Annotated in this window: 21 protein-coding genes and 1 riboswitch; of the genes, 10 read left to right on the top strand and 11 right to left on the bottom strand. The window is 34.1% G+C overall.

Annotated elements, in window-relative coordinates:
• The first annotated feature begins 4 nt into the window (after positions 1-4).
• The 3 genes from IEV35_RS10215 (at position 5) to spsC (ending at position 2,422) form a co-directional block, all read left to right on the top strand.
• Positions 5-1,219 carry an NAD(P)/FAD-dependent oxidoreductase gene (locus IEV35_RS10215; protein WP_188384556.1) on the top strand — a complete coding sequence of 405 codons (1,215 nt, stop codon included), beginning with the start codon at positions 5-7 and terminating at the stop codon, positions 1,217-1,219.
• 111 nt (positions 1,220-1,330) lie between these two features.
• Entirely contained in the window at positions 1,331-1,642 is a 312-nt protein-coding gene (locus tag IEV35_RS10210; RefSeq protein ID WP_188384555.1) for a YuiB family protein, read from the top strand.
• Positions 1,643-1,729: 87 nt separating this feature from the next.
• Positions 1,730-2,422 (top strand): stationary phase survival protein SpsC, encoded by a 693-nt coding sequence (spsC, locus tag IEV35_RS10205; RefSeq protein ID WP_188384554.1) that lies wholly within the window; start codon positions 1,730-1,732, stop codon positions 2,420-2,422.
• 33 nt (positions 2,423-2,455) lie between these two features.
• On the opposite strand, the gene IEV35_RS10200 is transcribed toward spsC, so the two are convergent.
• The 3 genes from IEV35_RS10200 to deoD all read right to left on the bottom strand — a co-directional run bounded on the left by IEV35_RS10200 (position 2,456) and on the right by deoD (position 4,468).
• Positions 2,456-2,929, bottom strand: a complete 474-nt coding sequence (locus IEV35_RS10200) for a divergent PAP2 family protein (RefSeq protein ID WP_188384553.1) — start codon at positions 2,927-2,929, stop codon at positions 2,456-2,458.
• A gap of 102 nt (positions 2,930-3,031) precedes the next feature.
• Complete coding sequence (locus IEV35_RS10195; protein WP_188384552.1) at positions 3,032-3,628, bottom strand: biotin transporter BioY; 597 nt, start codon at positions 3,626-3,628, stop codon at positions 3,032-3,034.
• Between the two features lie 132 nt (positions 3,629-3,760).
• Positions 3,761-4,468, bottom strand: coding sequence for a purine-nucleoside phosphorylase (gene deoD / locus IEV35_RS10190; protein WP_188384551.1), 708 nt, complete (start codon positions 4,466-4,468; stop codon positions 3,761-3,763).
• 206 nt (positions 4,469-4,674) lie between these two features.
• Between deoD and IEV35_RS10185 the strand changes: the two genes are divergently transcribed.
• Positions 4,675-4,938 (top strand): phosphocarrier protein HPr, encoded by a 264-nt coding sequence (locus IEV35_RS10185; protein WP_188384550.1) that lies wholly within the window; start codon positions 4,675-4,677, stop codon positions 4,936-4,938.
• A 43-nt stretch (positions 4,939-4,981) separates the two neighbouring features.
• Here IEV35_RS10185 and kapB read toward each other — a convergent pair whose 3' ends face one another.
• The gene (gene kapB, locus IEV35_RS10180; protein WP_188384549.1) at positions 4,982-5,374 is read right to left on the bottom strand and encodes a kinase-associated lipoprotein KapB; all 393 of its coding nucleotides are present in this window, start codon (positions 5,372-5,374) and stop codon (positions 4,982-4,984) included.
• A gap of 112 nt (positions 5,375-5,486) precedes the next feature.
• On the opposite strand from kapB, the gene IEV35_RS10175 reads away from it, so the two are divergent.
• Positions 5,487-5,672, top strand: coding sequence for a hypothetical protein (locus tag IEV35_RS10175; protein WP_188384652.1), 186 nt, complete (start codon positions 5,487-5,489; stop codon positions 5,670-5,672).
• Positions 5,673-5,782: 110 nt separating this feature from the next.
• On the top strand, positions 5,783-6,361 hold the full coding sequence (locus IEV35_RS10170) for a superoxide dismutase family protein (RefSeq protein WP_188384548.1): 579 nt from the start codon (positions 5,783-5,785) through the stop codon (positions 6,359-6,361).
• Positions 6,362-6,402: 41 nt separating this feature from the next.
• Here the strand turns inward: IEV35_RS10170 and IEV35_RS10165 are convergent, their stop codons facing one another.
• Positions 6,403-7,569: a MalY/PatB family protein gene (locus IEV35_RS10165; protein ID WP_188384547.1), complete on the bottom strand. Its 1,167-nt coding sequence runs from the start codon at positions 7,567-7,569 to the stop codon at positions 6,403-6,405.
• A gap of 251 nt (positions 7,570-7,820) precedes the next feature.
• On the opposite strand from IEV35_RS10165, the gene IEV35_RS10160 reads away from it, so the two are divergent.
• Entirely contained in the window at positions 7,821-9,914 is a 2,094-nt protein-coding gene (locus IEV35_RS10160; protein WP_188384546.1) for an RNA polymerase sigma factor, read from the top strand.
• Between the two features lie 41 nt (positions 9,915-9,955).
• Here the strand turns inward: IEV35_RS10160 and IEV35_RS10155 are convergent, their stop codons facing one another.
• From IEV35_RS10155 to IEV35_RS10140, 4 genes are all read right to left on the bottom strand, one after another.
• The gene (locus tag IEV35_RS10155; RefSeq protein ID WP_188384651.1) at positions 9,956-11,305 is read right to left on the bottom strand and encodes a glucose-6-phosphate isomerase; all 1,350 of its coding nucleotides are present in this window, start codon (positions 11,303-11,305) and stop codon (positions 9,956-9,958) included.
• 135 nt (positions 11,306-11,440) lie between these two features.
• Positions 11,441-11,815 carry a S1 domain-containing post-transcriptional regulator GSP13 gene (gene yugI / locus IEV35_RS10150; RefSeq protein WP_188384545.1) on the bottom strand — a complete coding sequence of 125 codons (375 nt, stop codon included), beginning with the start codon at positions 11,813-11,815 and terminating at the stop codon, positions 11,441-11,443.
• Between the two features lie 77 nt (positions 11,816-11,892).
• Positions 11,893-12,894 (bottom strand): potassium channel family protein, encoded by a 1,002-nt coding sequence (locus IEV35_RS10145; protein WP_188384544.1) that lies wholly within the window; start codon positions 12,892-12,894, stop codon positions 11,893-11,895.
• Between the two features lie 428 nt (positions 12,895-13,322).
• Complete coding sequence (locus IEV35_RS10140; protein ID WP_188384543.1) at positions 13,323-13,880, bottom strand: thioredoxin family protein; 558 nt, start codon at positions 13,878-13,880, stop codon at positions 13,323-13,325.
• Positions 13,881-14,013: 133 nt separating this feature from the next.
• On the opposite strand from IEV35_RS10140, the gene IEV35_RS10135 reads away from it, so the two are divergent.
• Both IEV35_RS10135 and IEV35_RS10130 read left to right on the top strand, forming a co-directional pair.
• Positions 14,014-15,069: a M20/M25/M40 family metallo-hydrolase gene (locus IEV35_RS10135; protein WP_188384542.1), complete on the top strand. Its 1,056-nt coding sequence runs from the start codon at positions 14,014-14,016 to the stop codon at positions 15,067-15,069.
• A 104-nt stretch (positions 15,070-15,173) separates the two neighbouring features.
• Positions 15,174-15,314, top strand: a riboswitch (FMN riboswitch).
• 155 nt (positions 15,315-15,469) lie between these two features.
• Positions 15,470-16,054: an ECF transporter S component gene (locus tag IEV35_RS10130; RefSeq protein WP_188384541.1), complete on the top strand. Its 585-nt coding sequence runs from the start codon at positions 15,470-15,472 to the stop codon at positions 16,052-16,054.
• 48 nt (positions 16,055-16,102) lie between these two features.
• Here the strand turns inward: IEV35_RS10130 and IEV35_RS10125 are convergent, their stop codons facing one another.
• Both IEV35_RS10125 and IEV35_RS10120 read right to left on the bottom strand, forming a co-directional pair.
• Entirely contained in the window at positions 16,103-16,501 is a 399-nt protein-coding gene (locus IEV35_RS10125; RefSeq protein WP_188384540.1) for a hotdog fold thioesterase, read from the bottom strand.
• Between the two features lie 39 nt (positions 16,502-16,540).
• Entirely contained in the window at positions 16,541-17,473 is a 933-nt protein-coding gene (locus IEV35_RS10120) for a 1,4-dihydroxy-2-naphthoate polyprenyltransferase (protein ID WP_188384539.1), read from the bottom strand.
• 206 nt (positions 17,474-17,679) lie between these two features.
• On the opposite strand from IEV35_RS10120, the gene IEV35_RS10115 reads away from it, so the two are divergent.
• On the top strand, positions 17,680-19,062 hold the full coding sequence (locus IEV35_RS10115; RefSeq protein ID WP_188384538.1) for an isochorismate synthase: 1,383 nt from the start codon (positions 17,680-17,682) through the stop codon (positions 19,060-19,062).
• The last annotated feature ends 2 nt before the right edge of the window (positions 19,063-19,064 follow it).

The following is a 19,064-nucleotide window of genomic DNA, read 5'->3' as shown; positions in this document are numbered from 1 at the left end:
TAAAGTGAAGAAGCCTAATATCGTCGTTTTAGGTGCTGGTTACGGTGGAATTATGACTACTGTAAAGTTACAGAAGTTACTAAATGCAGGTGATGCAAACATCACTTTAGTTAACAAGAATGACTATCATTACCAAACAACTTGGCTACATGAAGTATCAGCTGGGACAGTTCATCAAGATCAAGCTCGAATTTCTATTAAAGATGTAATCAATGAGCATAAAGTTAATTTTGTAAAAGATGCAGTTGTTGAGATTAAACCAAAAGAAAATAAAGTAATTCTTACAAATGGAGAATTAGACTATGACTATCTTGTAATTGGTCTTGGTTTCGAATCAGCAACTTTTGGAATTCCGGGATTAGAAGAAAACGCTTTCATGATTAACGATATTAATACTTCTCGTCTAATTAGAGAGCACTTAGATTATAATTTTGCAGAATATCATAAAGACCAAAATCCTGCACGTTTAAATATCGTTGTTGGAGGCGGTGGCTTTACTGGTATTGAGTTTGTGGGAGAACTTGCAAATAGAGTTCCAGAACTTTGTGAAGAATATGATATTGATAAGTCACAAGTGAGAATTATCAATATTGAAGGTGCACCAACTGTACTTCCAGGTTTCGACCCAGAATTAGTTGAATATGCTATGAATTCACTTGAAGCACGTGGTGTAGAATTCGTAACAGGTGCACTATTAAAAGAAGCAAAACCTGATGCTGTTGTTTATGAAAAAGATGGAAAACTTAATGAAATCCCTACATTAACTACAGTATGGGCTGCAGGAGTTAAAGCAAATTCAATCGTAGCTGACTCTGGATTTGAACATAATCGTGGTAAGATTCAAGTTCGTCCGGATATGCGTTCACCTGAATATGATAATGTATTTGTAATCGGAGATTGTGCTCTAATTATGAACGAAGAAAGTGGTCGTCCTTTCCCACCAACAGCACAAATTGCTATCCAACAATCAGATACAGTTTCACATAATGTAGCTGCTCTTGTTAAAGGTAACGGTAATTTAGCTGGCTTTGAGTACAAGCCACTAGGAACTCTTGCGTCACTTGGACACAATGATGCTATGGGTGTTGTATTTGGAGATAAGAAATTATTTGGATGGAAAGCTACATTCATGAAGAAAATGAGTGACAATCGTTACTTATTAAAACTTGGTGGGGTAGGCTTACTTCTTAAAAAAGGTAAATTTAATTTCTTTTATTAAACAATAACTGGTCAATTGAAAGCAAAGACGATATCTCGTCTTTGCTTTTTTTATGAAATGCTTATAGAATTAGTATGGAAGTTAGATGTGAGATAGAAGGAGAATTTTAAATTGATACAATTAATCGTTTCTGTCATTTTGTTTTTTGTTATTTTCTTTGGTATTGCTTTTATATTAAATATGTTACTTAGAAGAACTTGGTTAATGGCATTTATTTATCCTTTTATTGTTCTTCTTATTGTAGATAAGATATCACTTGGAAATTATTTTTCTTCACCAGGGGAATCTTTCTCAAAGGCATTTTCAGAATTAATGTCAATTAATACCTGGGATATTGTTATTTTATCTTCGGGATTTTTAGGTACAATCGTATCTGGTATTGTTATTAAAATGCTAAGAAAAAATGGTTATCAAATGTTTTAACTATATTTACCATAACATTAGTTTTCTACTTTTTATGAATAAAATCTTACTAGATTGGAAATGATGACATCCAGAGAGGTGTTATTATTGAAAATCAATAAAATAGTAAGAAGAACAAGCATGACAACGTTGTTTCTATTGGCATTTTGGATAACAGTGTCCAGTATTTCTAATGTTACGTATGCTGATATAGAAATAATGTTAAAACAAGATCATGCGGTAAATGGAAATGTATACTTTGCCAAAGAAGCGGAACATAGAAAGATAGCTTTAGAGGAAAAAGGGTTTATGTATCTTAGTCCTGGTGAACGATATATTTCTAGTCTTCAAATTGAAGGACCAAAAACAGTGGAAGAAGCGATAAACATTGATAACTACCCTAAGAAAAAAGTGGTAGCAACAGGTTATACAGCAGGTGTTGAATCAACGGGTAAAACACCTGATCATCCACAATTTGGAATCACATACTCAGGTGTAAAAGTAAAGCGGGACTTATATTCTACAATAGCGGCAGATTTAAATGTTTATCCAATAGGTACGATTATGTGGATACCAGATTACGGTTTTGGAGTTGTTGCAGACAAGGGTAGCGCAATAAATGGAAATAAAATAGATTTATATTTCCATACCGTCGAGGATGTCTACAGTCAGTGGGGAAAACGTGAAGTTGAAGTGTATATTATTGAAGAGGGAGAAGGAAAGTTAACAGAAGAAGTACTTCATAATCTCAATGAAAACAAAGCACTTCAAGTCTTCCGCGAACAAATAAATAAAAGCTAATAGAAAAAGAGAGGGGATCCTCTCTTTTTCTATTTACAATAATAAGTGAAAAATGATTGCAACTAAAATACCAGTTATTGCACCAAAAAATACTTCAATTGGTTGATGGCCTAACAATTCTTTAAGGTCTTCTCTTTTTTCGTATTTTTCTTTGTTTTCCCAATTTTTAGCTCCTTCAATCAACACTTGAAAATCTTTTACTAGCTGATTAAGAACAGTAGCATGTGTTCCAGCATGTCTACGAACTCCTGAAGCATCATACATCGTTATGACACTAAATACAGCAGCAACAGCAAAGAGTGTTGATCCAAACCCTTCTACGATACCTATAGCAGTAGAAAGTGATGTAACGGCGGCAGAATGGCTACTTGGCATGCCACCTGTACTAAAGGCTAATCCAGGAATAAATTCTCTTGTTGCAAAATAATGGATTGGAATTTTAATTACTTGTGCAATGATAATAGCTAACAGAGCAGCCATTAAAGGATAGTTAGAAATTAGCTCCATGCTGTAATTCCTTTCGTTTGTTTTCTAATTCTATTGTAGCTATTCTACCACAGATTATTAACTTCCATATACCATTGTACAAGTTTTAAGTTTCAAATCTTCCTAACTCACCTTAGCCATTTTCCATTTCATCGGAATTTGTTTAACGATTCGTATAGAAAATATTGCTGCTAAACCTGATAATGCTAAGTCTTTAATAAAAAATGGTACCATTCCAGCCCAAGCTGTTATATAACCAATTTCTAGGTTTAGCCATGTATTCATAGATAGATACATAAAACTAACTCCCATTACGTAATTAATAATTAGGCCAATGATAGAAGCAAATATATTTAACGAAAGGGAAGAACTATTTTTCTGTTCAGCTATCCAACCGACTACGAAAGCAACCACGATAAAAGAAAAAATAAAGCCACTAGTCGGAGTAATCAGTTGCATTGGGCCAGCTTTCATTCCAGCGAACACTGGAACTCCAATAACTCCAACAAATACATATGTAATCATTGCAAAACTTCCAAGTCTTTTCCCTAAAATTAGACCTGCTAGAATTGAAAAGAATGTTTGTAAAGATATTGGAACGGTTGCTCCACCAATTGGAATGGCTAGAAATGGAAACCATACGGTAATATTTGCTCCAATTGCCATTAAACAAACGAATAATGCTCCAATTGTGATTTCTATAGGTTTAATATTCTTCATATTTTCCTCTCCTCCCTTTATAAAGAATAATAAGGGGAGGGTTAATTGTCAACTTAAATTTTAATTAGTTAACATTAGAACAACCAAAAAAAGGCTTAGTTATAATTACTAAGCCTTTTTCAATGAATTGATTTATTGGATAGCTGTTTCCAATGCAATTTCCATCATTTCATTAAATGTTGTTTGTCGTTCTTCTGCTGTTGTTTCTTCACCTGTAATAATATGATCAGAGACAGTTAATACAGATAATGCTTGGCAGTCAAATTTAGCTGCAAGCGTATATAATGCAGTTGTTTCCATTTCGATAGCAAGAACTTTATATTTTGCAAGGAGTTCATTAACTTCCTTTGCATTGTCTCGATAGAATGTATCACTTGTAAAGACATTTCCTACACGAATGTTCATTCCTTTACCAGTTCCTACTTCATATGCTTTTCGTAATAAATCAAAATCAGCTAATGGTGCATAATCTATGCCATTGAAGATTAACTGGTTCATTCGAGAATCTGTAGTAGACCCTTGTGCTAAGATGACGTCTCGTACCTTAACGTCTTTTTGAATTGCACCACAAGTACCAACACGAATCAATTTTTTTACATCATAACTTTGAATTAATTCGTTCACATAGATAGATATGGACGGTACCCCCATACCAGTACCTTGAACGGAGACTTTTTCACCTTTGTAAGTTCCAGTATAGCCATACATTCCACGAACCTGATTATATTGTTGGACATCTTCTAAGAAGGTTTCAGCAATATACTTTGCGCGTAATGGATCGCCAGGTAGTAAGATTTTATCAGCAATTTCACCTTTTTTTGCTCCTATATGTACACTCATGTTAATTTCCTCCTAATATATATTTACAAAAATAAACTTATCATAACAATTCTACAAAAACAAACAAATATTGCCACCTTTAAATTTGATTACGGATTGAAATCGTATATAATATAGATAAGTTCAATTTTAGTCTATTTATAGTATAATTGAACTAAAAGTACATAAAATTTGTACAAGCGAATCTACTGGAAGGATGAAAAACTATGAAAGAACAAGCTTTTAAAATTACAGCAGACACTGGTGTACATGCTCGTCCTGCTACATTATTAGTAAATAAAGCTGGGCAATATCAATCTGATATTGACTTAACTTATAATGAAAAAACTGTTAACTTAAAATCAATTATGGGTGTTATGTCTCTAGGTATCCCTAAAGGTGCAGATATTAAAGTTACTGCTAATGGCAATGATGAAGAAGAGGCAATCCAAGGTATTGCAGAAGTAATTAAAGAAAATCTTGGTGAATAATGAAAAAGGCTGAAATAATCAGCCTTTTTTTATGTAGTGTTCGTTAATAGTAATGTTTTAAATAATAATTCTCTTCAACTGACTTAAGTGCCCGTAATGCTTCTTTGTTATATGCGGATTCCTTCGCTTCAAGTTGTTCACGATAGATTTTGACAGCTTCCTTTAAGGAAGTACTGTAATCGATTAATTCATCTTGATATGGTTGAACAATCTCTTTTAATACATATACCTTTTCATACTGAGCTAATGCTTTTCTTTCGTGAAAAATAACATTTTCCACTTGTTTTGGATGGTGTAAATCACCTTGCATCGGATGTTTTAAAACAGCTATCACTTTTATTAAATATTTGTCTTGTCGCTCCTCGACTAATTCACCTACATAGCTTCCTGATTTATATGGTACTTGGACAATGTCCCCAATGTTAAAATTGCTCATACACGTAACCTCCTTACCATCATTCTGCCAAATTTTATTCAAATAAGCGAACAATTAAGTTTCAGACATTACATAAATTTGCTATACTATGGAAGAGAAGGACGTGATTGTAATGATGCCATTTTTATATTTTCCTGAGGATAAATCAGAATATATTCCAGCTGTCATCATGTTAGTTATTATTATTGTAGCTGCAGGAGTAGCACTATATTTTATTAAAAAGCATTCTAAAAAACAAGAAGAAAACTTTGATGCACAGTATAAAGCACAATTAGAAAAAGAGAATAAACCAAATTAGAAGACAAGGAATCCTTGTCTTTTTTTATTCCATTTACTTCGTATTTTCATGTTTACCTTGCTGTATATTGCAAATACTATTTGTATCATGCAAAAAAAGGGGCAGCAGTAATGAGACCAGTACTTTTATTTCTTCTTACTTCTTTTCTATTAGTTTCATGTCAAAGTAACGCGGAAACATCCGCCACAGTAGAAATGTATAATACTTCTGGTGACATGGTCGGTACAGCAGAACTTAAGGAAGGTGCAGATGGTGTATCTGTTAAATTAAAGTTAGAGGGATTAACACCAGGTTTTCACGGCATAGCTGTACATGAATATGCAAAATGTGAAGCTCCAGATTTTAAAAGTGCAGGAAATCATTTGGATCCGGAGGGGAAAGAACACGGATTGATGCATCCAAAAGGGCCACATTTAGGTGATTTGCCAAATATTGAAGCAGACGGAAGCGGGGTAGTGGACGTAGAATTAATGCTACCAGGGGCAACGTTAAAGGAGGGCAAGAAATCATTATTAAGAGGGGAAGGAACATCATTAATTGTAAGCGATTCGCAAGATGATGGCGTATCTCAACCAAGTGGTGATTCTGGTGCAAGGATTATTTGTGGGGTTATTAAACCTGAAAAAGCAGGTGAATCAACTGAAACACCGACAGATCCTACTGAATTTAATGAAGAACAAGAAGGGTGAACAGAAAAAGAGGCTGATGCTTTCAGCCTCTTTTTTTCATTCTATCTGTTGTGGATAGCTTCAATAATTCTATTTACGCCTTCTTCTAGTGTTTCATGTGGACAAGCAATATTCATACGCATGAAATATTTTCCTTCTACTCCATAATCGATACCAGCATTTAAGCCAACTTTAGCTTCTTTACTAAAGAATGTCTTCAAACCATCTGAATCTAATCCTAATGAACTACAATCGATCCATGCCAAGTATGTTCCTTCAGCTTGGATCACTTTGAGATCTGAATGTTTCTCTAATTGTTCTTTTACAAAATAATAATTGCTCTCAATAATTGCTCTTAATCCATCTAACCATTCTTCCCCATAGTTGTAAGCTGCTTCGATTGCTGTATTACCCATAATGTTAAGTCCATGAAAGCCTTGGTTTAATAGTTGTTTATCTAATTTATCACGTAATTCTTTATTGGATGTTACTGCATAAGAAGCCTGTAATCCTGCTAAATTAAATGTTTTCGATGGGGCCATAAAAGTGACTGTCCTTTGAGCAATCTCCTCTGAAATGGATGCAATTGGTATATGATGTTGATTTGGAAAACTTAAATCTCCGTGGATTTCGTCAGAAAAGATAAGTACGTCGTGTTTTTCGCAAAGCCTTGCCATTTCCTCTAATTCATCTTTAGTCCACACCCTGCCTACAGGATTATGAGGGCTACATAAGATAAAAGCTTTTATTCCAGTCTTTAGCTTATCTTCAAAGTCAACAAAATCGATTTTATATTTATTGTCTTCTAGAATGAGTGGATTTTTAATCACTTTTCGGTTATGGGCTTCAATTACTTTATAAAAAGGTGTATAAACAGGTGTCTGAATTAATATGCTATCTTCTGGTTCAGTTAGTGCTTGTATAGCCATATGAAGTGTAGTTACAACACCAGGACTAAATGACAGCCAGTCCGATTTTATCTTCCAGTTATGCCTTCTTTCATTCCAATTCACAATAGCATCTTTTACGTCGCTATCGATCACCGTATACCCATAAATACCGTGTTTAGCCCGTTCCATTAGCGCTTGATTAACTGCTTCAGGTGCTTGAAAGTCCATATCCGCAACCCACATTGGTAATACATCTTCTGAACTGAAGAGTTCTTTCACTAAATCCCATTTAACCGAGCGAGTATTCTTACGATTATGTACGATTTTAAAAGTTTCCATGTTCATTACCTCCTATTAACAAGCTATATTGCTATATAGTCATTATAACGTAATTTAAACAAAAAAAAGAGCAAAGCGTTAAAATACGCCTTGCTTACAGGGGGAATACGAGAAAGTCTTACGTTATTAGTTATACCCTGTTACAATAAATATAAACATGATTTTTGATTTTTTTTCGCCTTTTTGAAACAATTCTTATCAAATTTACGTTAATTAAATAAAGAGAACATATTTAGTAGGGGATGGGTGTTATGGATGAAGTTAATTTGCTCCAATTATTAAAAGAAAAAGATGAAGCTTCGCTACTTGTATTAATCGATACTTATTTACCTTTAATAGAAAAAATGTCTTTTCAAAGCGGAATTGATCCACAAGAGATTCCTACAGTTGTTCAAAATACAATTAATTACATATACCGTAGGATTGAAGTATTAGAAGAAGATACGATGACAAATTGGATCTATATAAGTACTTGTAGGGCAATTAAAAATTACAAACAACCAACGAAAGATAAAAACCTATCAGATTTTATAAAAGCATATGGATATTATTTAGAACATCGTGAAAAGATAATTTTACATTATTGCATCGCTGGACTTGATTATAAATATAAGTTACCATTAGTTATTCATTATTTCCATCGTAAAACACTAGAGGAAATAGCAAATATATTACATATAGATGAGTCTAAAGTAAAGCAAAATATAGAAGATGGTTTTTTAAAATTAGAGAAGGTATACAAATCCACGAATGGTGATGAACAACATTACGAAAACATGGAGAGTTTATTATCAGAAATTCAATTTGATTATGATCGTTTACCACTTTTCACAACAGATAAACAAGAAATTTTATTTAACGTAAAACAATTACAAGCTAATCAAAAATGGAAAAAATTCATCCCTATTGCAATTGGGGTAGTTGCATTCATTGCTTTTTCCATTTTCTCAATGAATTACTTATCGAATGAGAAAGAGAAACAAGCGATTCAGGCGGAGGAAGAGAAGAGAAAAGAGAATATAGAAGTAACAGAAGAACCCACAGAAGAAGCAGAAGAATTAGATCCTGAAATAATAGAATATTTCGAGAATGCTAAGAAAATGTTAGCAGAAGAATTTAATGTAGATTCTGTCAATCATTTTCCTTTGGTATCGAGAGTAGAGTTAATCTTAAAAGATATTAAAGCGAATAACCGTGGTCTTAGCGAATATGCGAAAGATGAATCAAAATATTTTATCGATCATATGTTAACTCCTCCTTCTATTTTCGAAAGTAACTTGGATCCTGACAATGCTATACCAGAACATTCTCTCACTAATATGCTTTACGCCGTTGCAATGTTTGAAAATGATTTCCAAGAGTATTTAATTGATATTTTGACTAAACATCAAATTTCAAGTGCTGATTATCATGCTATTGTTACTTCTCAGGAATTACTATCAGCCTATGATGGACCTCAAGAATTAACGGATTTTATTTCTACTTTAACTAATCAAGGATATATGTTACAACACAATTTAGAAACAGAAACATTAAATGTAAAATATAATTTTGAGCGTCTTAAACAAATCCTTACTGCTAAAGGGTATAGTGAAGGCTATCTAGCTTATACGGATCTCGCTCCACAGTTAAATAATTATTACTTTGGAAATACTGACTGGGAAGATTTTCCGGAAATACTAATTGAATTAGAAACTATAGTCAATATGTATGGAAGTGAATTTGATGATGATTTTTATAATCTATTAATGAGCACAATTGGGCAATATTTGAATGGATTTATTACGGGACTTGATGGATATACGCAAATAGAAGAACAGAATAGGAAGAGTTATTATTTATTTTTAGATGATTATCCGGATTCTGTTTTTTGGGAAATTATCAATGAAACAGTAAAGGAATGGGAAGAAAATAATTGGGTTAACGATGGTAGTTATGTTGATTTCACATCTGTAAGAGTGTTATTTGATGAACGATTTGAAAATATTAAATGGAAAGATATTACACTTATTTATCAATGGCCACCTTTAAGTGAAAATACGATTACTATCTACCAGAACTATAAGGAAGCAAAAGACTTAAGTTCATTAATTGAACTAGAACCTTTTGAGATAGTTTCTTTGTATGACTATGTAAATAATCATGGAGAGCAAGACTTGTTTTCATTCTTAACCACTGGAGAGGAAACTCTAAAATGGCCAATTTCAAATGGCCCACCTCATTTAGTCATGACTGAATATACTTCTGACCACACTGCTTTTGTTCATTTAGCAAGTTGGGATTTACAAACTGTAGACACTCTGGAAATGAAGAAAGTGGATGGGATTTGGAGGTTTATTCATTAAATGTAAAACAGCTCATCAAGTTAAGATGAGCTGTTTTCATTTTACAAACGTTTTTCTAATTGTTCTTTTTCTGCTTCAAAACCTGGTTTACCTAAGAGGGCAAACATATTTCTTTTATATGCTTCAACCCCTGGTTGGTCAAATGGATTAACTCCTAATAAGTACCCACTTAGTGCACAAGCTTTTTCAAAGAAATAAACAAGATATCCAAATGTATACGCATCAATAGCAGGTAATTCAATTACTAAGTTTGGTACGCCTCCATCTGTGTGGGCAAGTAATGTACCTTGGTATGCTTTATCGTTAATTTCATGAATGGTTTTACCTACTAAGTAATTTAACCCATCTGAATTGTTTTCTTCCTCTTCTAATGTTAAGTCCAATTTAGATTTTTGAACATGTAGAACTGTTTCAAATAAATCTCGACGTCCATCTTGAATATATTGTCCAAGTGAATGTAAGTCAGTAGAGAAGTTTGCAGATGTAGGGAAAATACCTTTCTGATCTTTTCCCTCACTCTCACCGTACAACTGTTTCCACCACTCAGAGAAATATTGAAGACTAGGTTCATAATTTACAAGCATCTCGATTGTCTTTCCTTTATTGTATAAAACATTGCGTACTGCTGCATATTGGTAAGCAATATTAGTATCAAGGGATGGGTTATTGAAGTCATTCATTGCATCCTTAGCACCATCCATGACATCATCAATTGAAATACCACTAACTGCCATTGGTAACAGTCCTACTGCAGTAAGAACGGAGAAGCGTCCTCCAACATCATCAGGGATGACAAATGTTTCATAGCCTGCTTCGTCAGCAAGCCCTTTTAGAGCTCCTTTTTCTTTGTCCGTTGTTGCGAATATTCGAGATTTAGCTTCTTCTAAGCCGTATTTTTCTTCTAAGTACTTCTTGAAAATTCGAAAAGCGATTGCTGGTTCTGTTGTAGTTCCACTTTTAGAGATAATGTTAATGGAGAAATCTTTTCCTTTTAAAACATCGAAAAGCTCTTTCATATATGTTGAACTCATATGATGACCTACAAAAATAACTTGTGGTACTTTTCGTTGTTCTTTTGTAAGAAGATCTTGAAACGAGTGATTTAGCATTTCTAGTGCTGCTTTTGCTCCTAAGTAAGAACCACCGATTCCAATTACTAATAATATGTCAGAATTACTTTTAATTTTTTCAGCAGCTTTTTGTATACGTTCGTATTCTTCTTTATCATAATTCTCAGGAAGGTTTACCCATCCTAAAAAGTCATTTCCTGGACCAGTTTGGTTATGTATAGCGTGATGAGCAACTGAAACAAACTCAGAGAGGTTAGTTAATTCTTCATGATTAATGAAATTCAAAGCTTGGTTATAGGAAAATTGAATATGTGTCATAATTATTCCTCCTTGTCATGTTAACTAGTTTTCTATATTTTAAACCAACATACATAAGATACCATAAAAGAAGAGGCTTCTCCCATTAATATTACTTCAATTAGTAATATGGATGGGAGAAGCCTCTATTCTTTTGGATTATTTTTTAAATTCTGATTGTTGAATCCACTCTTCTAGTTTATCTTTTAAAGTATTAAAACCAGAATTACTTTCTTCAACTTTTGCTTTTACCTGTTTTTTAACAGGTGCTTTTTCTTGTTTCTTTGGAGCTTCTTCAGTAGCACGAATTGATAAAGAAACTTTATTTTTCGCTTCATCAATATTTAGTACTTTAACACTCACTTCGTCTCCAACGGAAAGGTGGTCATTTATATCTTTAACAAATCCATGAGTTACTTCAGAAATATGAACTAATCCTTGAACTTCTTCGTTAAGTGCTACGAAAGCACCATATGGTTGAATACCAGTTACTTTCCCGTTAATAATTTGACCTACTTCTATTTTATCTGACATGCTGAACATCTCCTATACCTTCGTTTCTTTTTACACAATATATAATACTATCATAGATCTTGGATAAGGGCAAAAATTTAATTGTCCCAAGAAATGGAAGTAACAAGAACATCGTCTTGGATTAACTTCAAATTGTAATCAGGATTAAATATCCACTTATCATTTCTTATAATTCCAAGTAATAAATAATGTTGCTTTTTTAAGGTAATAAACACTTCTAAATATGGCTGGTTGATATATTCTTCGGTAATTTTAAAGTGATGAAATTGTTGATCTTTTAGAAGGTGAATAACTGTTTCAAATGGCTTCGCATTACTTTTGAAGACTTCCTGATAAAGTAGGGCACTCATAAAGTCATTTGGTCGTAAAATAGTATTTGCACCAGCCCGAATCGCATTATCAATTTGGTTACTTGTCATAATTTCAACAATAATCGGGATGTCACGGTTATTGCCCCTAACAGCTACAGTGGTCAAAATGGATTGATTGTCTGCTTGTTTCTCTCCCTTACGGTTATCTGCACTAATAACTACTTTAGAGGCCATCGTTATATTTGCCTTTTGTAAAAAATAGTCGTCAGTCGGATCACCATGGATAAAATGAATGGGGTAATGTTGATAGGACATCTGGGATACAGTTTGATCGATTAATACAATTTCTGCCTTTGCATTATGTTTTAATATCTTATCCATTAGTATTCTAGTCCGTTCATTCCATCCAACTAAGATAATATGTTCCTTCCCTTTATAGGCGACCTTTCCTTGAGAAAGGTCATTCTCATGTTGTACGGTAGTGGCGGCAAACTGTGTAATGAAGAATGTTAGTAATCCACCACCGGTTAGAATTAGTACCATCCCAATAATTCTGCCAATTGCTGTTAATGGTACGTAATCCCCATAACCAACTGTCGCTCCGGTGACAATGGCCCACCAAATTCCGTCAAAGATGGTTGGGAAATTTTTAGGTTCAATAAAATGAATAATTGTCCCAAATAAAAAGATAACAAGTAAGATGGTAATTAACAGTCTAAGGAGAATGGGAATGCGAAAATATACGTGTTTAAATAACTCAATATTCATTTTCTCACCTAAATGAATTGTCGTGTTCAATTAGTATGTACAAAAATAAAGAAAACTATAGATAAATGAAAAAGGAGATTGGGGTAAAAACTATTTCTAAAGAGGAAAGGTGAACGTTAGAGGTAGTGCAAAACACTGAGGCTGGAACAATAACTTAATTGAAGGCAGAAAGTTACGAACAATCACCACACGAGCCCCGGAAATATACGGAGACTCCTGTGGGAGGAAAGGCATCGGTGAGACCCCGCAGTGCGTAAGCACGAGGAGGCTCACCAGCCGCCCACGGAAAGCGGAGTATATTTCCGGGGCGGGTTAGAAGCACTAACTTTAATGTTCGGTTTTAACCTTGGAGAAAAAATATGTCCCAACCTTAATAAAGTAAATATCATAACTAAATTGCTTTTATCTGTCTTAATAAATTTAACTATTTATTTAGCTAATGTAGTCTTCATACTTTCGTAAACATACTTCCAAAATGTTTTGTTTGATAAAAATTCTTGATACATCGTTTTTATCATTGCATCAAATTTTTCTTTGTAGTCTTCTGCTTCTTTTTCCGGAAGATCTTTTCTCATTTCATCCACAAATTGTTGTACTTCTTCAGCTCGTGGTCCCCATTTTGCTACTTCATTTCCATCTTCATCAATAAAAATAAAAATAGGGATGGAACGGGATTTTCCATTAGTTAGATATTGGTCCATTAGCTCTAAATTTTCATCCCGAGGTAGCATTCTAACTTCCATATCCGTTTTTTCAGCTAGATGTAAAAGGACTGGGGTGTTCATCATCGCATCTCCACACCAATCTTCTGTCAATACGATCACGCGAAGCTTTCTTGCCTTTAGGGATGAGAAGAATTCATCATCCGATGGCAATGTATAAGAGTTATATATATGTAGTAAATTTTCTTTATGTTGTGTCATGTTTTCCACGTAGTCCTTACTCGGAATTCCTTTTGTAAACCAATCATTTAATGACTTTGTCATGTTTAATTCCTCCTTAACTTTTATTACTTTGATAGTAAACAAAAAAACTAACAAGGTAAATAAAAGTGCTTGCTAGTGGTAATTTTGTTATTATTTAATTAGTTTTTACATATAAAAAAGGAGTTGCGCGATATTGGAAAAAACAAATAGAGAATTTTTGTTAGAATTATTAAAAACTCCATCACCATCTAGTGATGAGATGGCAATACAACGGAAAATGCGAGATTATTATAAGGGATTCGCTGATAAAGTATTAACAGATAATGCAGGTAATGTAATAGGTGTGTTAAATCCTGAAGCAACGTTTAAAGTATTACTCGCAGGTCATTGTGATGAAATTGCGCTTGTAATTAATCGAATTGATGAAGATGGGTTCTTACATTTTGATAAAATGGGCGGTATTAATCCAAAAGCTGCTGTAGGTATGAAAACAACCGTACTTGGCTATGGGAAAACCATTACTGGGGTAATCGGTGTTAATGCCCAGCATCACGGAGGATTAAAGAATGATTTTGATCTAGAAGATTTATTTATTGATTGTGGTTTTCGAACTAAAGGGGAAGCAGAGCAATATGTACAAATTGGAGATTTAGTCGTATACCAAACAGAACCGGAAATACTAATGGATCGATATATTTCAGGTCGTGGATTAGATAATCGAACAGGCGCATTTATTGTTGCGGAAGTACTGCGTCAATTGAAGAATAAAGATTGTTCTGTTGGTGTATATGCAGCTAGTACCGTAAACGAAGAAACAAACATGGGTGGAGCATACTTTGCGGCTGCGGGGATTGAACCAACAATGGCTATCGCCTGTGATGTGACATTTGCAACAGATTATCCTGGTGTAAATAAAAATAAACATGGTGATGTTCGTTTAGATAAAGGACCAGTACTTGCAAAAGGTGCTCCAATAAATCGGAAAGTAAATGAATTACTGGAACAAGCAGCAAAGAAGTTGAAAATGGATGTTCAATACGAACTTACTCCACGACATACTGGAACAGATGCAGACAAGATGCGATATACGGGTAGAGGTGTACCTGTATCATTAGTATCATTACCATTACGCTATATGCATTCACCTGTGGAAACAGCAAGTCTTGAAGATATTGATCAAGAGATAGAATTATTAGTAGAAATGATTTCTGGATTAACGGGAAATGAAAGTTTGAATCCACTTGATTAAATTTTGGGAAAACTTGTCATTCAAATCTTTACATTTTTGTGAGCATACTTCTTTTCAAAACATAGGATGCGTTGTATAATAAGAATTGACAATAACATATCGATTCCAATCTTCGGGGCAGGGTGCAATTCCCGACCGACGGTAAGAACAAAAGTTCAAGTCCGTGAGCCGTTTGTCTAAAGCAAATGGTTGACCTGGTGTGAGTCCAGGACCGACAGTTAAAGTCTGGATGGGAGAAGATGATCTAGCCGAATATCGGTACTATTTGTGTACCTTTATTTCCTATGACGAATTTATACCCTAAAGCCCCTAAAGTTACGGCTTTAGGGTTTTTAATTTTGTAGGATACGGCTTTCCTTCATCACGAGATAGGAATCGGTAAAAAGATGAAGGAGGTATGATGATGCAAAAAAGCACGCAATCATCAAAATTAACAAGACTTATCATTTTATCATTACTAGGAGCAGTATCGTTATTATTATTCTTTTTGAACTTTCCGCTCCCCGTTCTCCCAAGTTATTTAAAAATTGACTTTAGTGATGTACCAGCAATCATGGCGTCACTAATCTTTTCACCACTGGCAGGAGTTATCGTAGTTGCAATTAAGAATGGTCTTTATTTAATTGCAGGTGGAGGAGAGCCAGTAGGTGTATTAGCGAATTTTATTGCAGGGACTTTACTAGTCTTACCAATAGGAATTCTTTATCACAAATATAAATCAGTTAAGAGTATTGTTTCTGGTCTGGTTACTGGTACTATTATTATGGCAATAGGATTAGGTGTGTTTAACTACTTCATTTTATTACCTGCTTATGGACTAATGATGGGCTGGGGTGAGATGACTCACACTGTTAAAATAAGTACTGTTGTAGGTGCTATATTGCCGTTCAACGTAATAAAAGGAATTATTGTTAGTTTGTTATTTGTACCAATCTTCATTAAAATGCGTCGCTGGATTGAACAACAACAAGCAAAGTTTGCTTAATATAAAAATAACTAAAAAAAAGCTTGGATGCTATCCAAGCTTTTTTAGTTATTTAGATTTTTTTGGTACAACAGCGACTGTACATCTTGAGATACAGATTAATTGATCTTCTTCATCAACTATGTTTATTTCCCATACCATATTTGATCTTCCTACATGAATAGGTTTTGCCTTTGCTGTAACAATACCTTCTCGCTTACTTTTCACATGATTGGCATTAATCTCAATACCAAATACATGAAATTGTTCTAGATCCACATGTAAACAAGCCCCTACACTTGCTGCAGTTTCAGCAAGTGCAACACTTGCACCACCATGCAAGTAACCTAATGGTTGATGGGTGCGGTGATCTACTGGCATCGTCATGACTACGAGATCTTTTTCTAATGTAACTGTTTCGATTCCTAAAGATTGTAAAAGCGTATTATTTGTATTAGCAAATTCCATCTAATCCTCTCCCCCAATGTTTGGTTTAGTATGTAGTTCTTAGATGAAATAATAAATCAATAAAGATAATCCTAATAAAAATCCGTATATCGTGTTTGTTTTACCTGTTAGAACCATTGCAGGCATCATCTCAAGTGGTTCGGTTTTACCTTTAAATCCTTTAACTACTTTTATTGCTGGTATTACTGCAATAAAGGTAATGGTTGACCATAGTGGCAATACATCCACTAAAATTAAGTAGGCAGTATAAAAGAAGGCGACGAAAAATAAAAGTCCTAAGAATCGTACCGCATTTTCTCTACCAAGTAGGATGGCTAATGTTTTTCTGCCCCCTTGTTGATCCCCATCTAGGTCTCGAATATTATTCGAGAGCATAATACAACCAATAAATATCGCAACTGGTATTGATATGAAAATCACAAAACTATTAATGGTTCCCGTTTGGATGTAGTAAGCTATTCCGATAATGACAGTTCCCATGAAAAAGCCTGAAAAAACTTCTCCAAAAGGAGTTGCTGATATTGGAATTGGACCACCAGTGTAGAGATAGCCCAATAACATACAAACTAAACCAATGACAGCTATCCACCAGCTCGATTCTACACATATGTATATGCCTAAGAGTAATGCAATTCCATAAAAAATAAGTGCTAAGCGAAGTACGGTTTTAGGTTGGATTCCGTCACGGACGATTGTTCCACCGATTCCAACAGACTCTTCGGAATCAATTCCACGGACATAATCGTAATATTCATTAAACATATTTGTCGCTGATTGTATGAGCATGGATGCTACTAGCATTGCTAGAAAGATAAGTATGTTTATTCCATCTGTATTTAGTGCAATCATTGTCCCTACAAAAACAGGCACAAACGAAGCGGTTAATGTATGGGGTCTAAGTAAACGCCACCATACTTGAAAGCCTTCCCGCTCATTTAAAGCTTTCTTAATATGATCTTTATCTGTTGCCATGTCTAATCTCCTCATATATCGATATCATTCTAAGTTTAGGCAAAAACATACATGCTGTCAATGAAGGTGCAATTGTATACGTATCAAAAAGTACCATTATATACATGAGCTTATTCGGATATAAGATACGTGATTTCTTGAGAAACTAATGAAAAGGGAATAGAATAAGAGATGGACTATTATGTAATGATACGGAGGGCAATATCATGTTAGAGGTTAAAGAGGATACACTTGAATCATTATTAAGAAAAGCGATCCAAGGGTTACAATCCTCTGAATCAAGAATCGTTAGCTATACAAAGAAAATAAAGAATATTAATCCTCTCGAATTTTTCGATGCAGGTTCGGAATTTCATATGGAACGTTCTTTTTGGAAGAGTACTATAGATGAATTTACGTTAGTTGGGATCGGTAATGCATATACAGTTGGGGTAGGTCATTTACCAATTAATGAATTAGAAGAGGCATGGCAATCCATTATTCATAATGCTGTAATTTATAATCCCTATGAAGAACCTGGAATAGGACTAGCAGCAATTGGAGGAATGGACTTTGATCCATTAAAACAAAAAACTTCTTTATGGAATAAATTTAAACAAAATGCATTACGTATACCAAGATTTATGTTGGCGAATAAGGGAAAGAACTTCTATTTAACTATAACTATCATGGTAAAAACTGACGATGACCCTAAAGAAATTACAGAACATTTGCTGAAGCAGGAAACTTTCTTACTAGCTAAAAGAAATATTCCGTCCGAGAATATAACAATTCTTCATCAAAAAGAAGTTGAACCAAATAAATGGAAAGATACTGTTAAGAAAACAACGGAATATATAACGGCTGGTCATGTTGAGAAAGTTGTATTAGCAAGAGAACTACAATTAGAATTCCAAGAAGATGTACAACTTACCAAAGTATTACAACAATTAATGGACAAACAACCAACAAGCTATATATTTGCGTATGAGGTAAAGGATAATTGTTTTATTGGTGCAACACCTGAACGGTTAGTAAAAGTGGAACATAATGAATTATTATCTACTTGTTTAGCAGGTACAGCACCTAGAGGGCAAAATGAAGAAGACGATGAAAAATTAGGATATGAGCTACTGCATGATGATAAAAATTTACAAGAACATGATTTTGTTGTGCAAATGATAAAGGATTCTGTGGAAGAGTATTGTGAAGACCTACAAATTCCTGAACATCCAGTTTTATATAAATTAAGAAATCTACAACATTTATATACCCCTGTAAAAGGAAAGTTCAAAGATGGGTATAGTATTTTTCATGTCATAGAAAAATTGCATCCAACTCCTGCATTAGGTGGGGAACCACGTCCGGAAGCACTAACCTATATTCGTGAACACGAACAACTTGATCGTGGCTGGTACGGAGCTCCATTTGGTTGGATAGATAATAATCAAAATGGCGAATTTGCAGTTGCTATTCGTTCCGGACTTATAAAAAATAATAAAGCATCCTTATTTGCAGGGTGTGGGGTAGTAAAAGATTCAGATCCTGAAGCAGAATATGAAGAAACAAGAATTAAATTTATGCCAATGTTAACCGTTTTGGGAGGATAACA

This window comes from Ornithinibacillus halotolerans (genome assembly GCF_014637405.1).
GTDB classification, from domain to species: domain Bacteria; phylum Bacillota; class Bacilli; order Bacillales; family Amphibacillaceae; genus Ornithinibacillus; species Ornithinibacillus halotolerans.
Note: the sequence above shows the minus strand (reverse complement) of the source record. Positions and strands in the feature narration are given on the sequence as shown.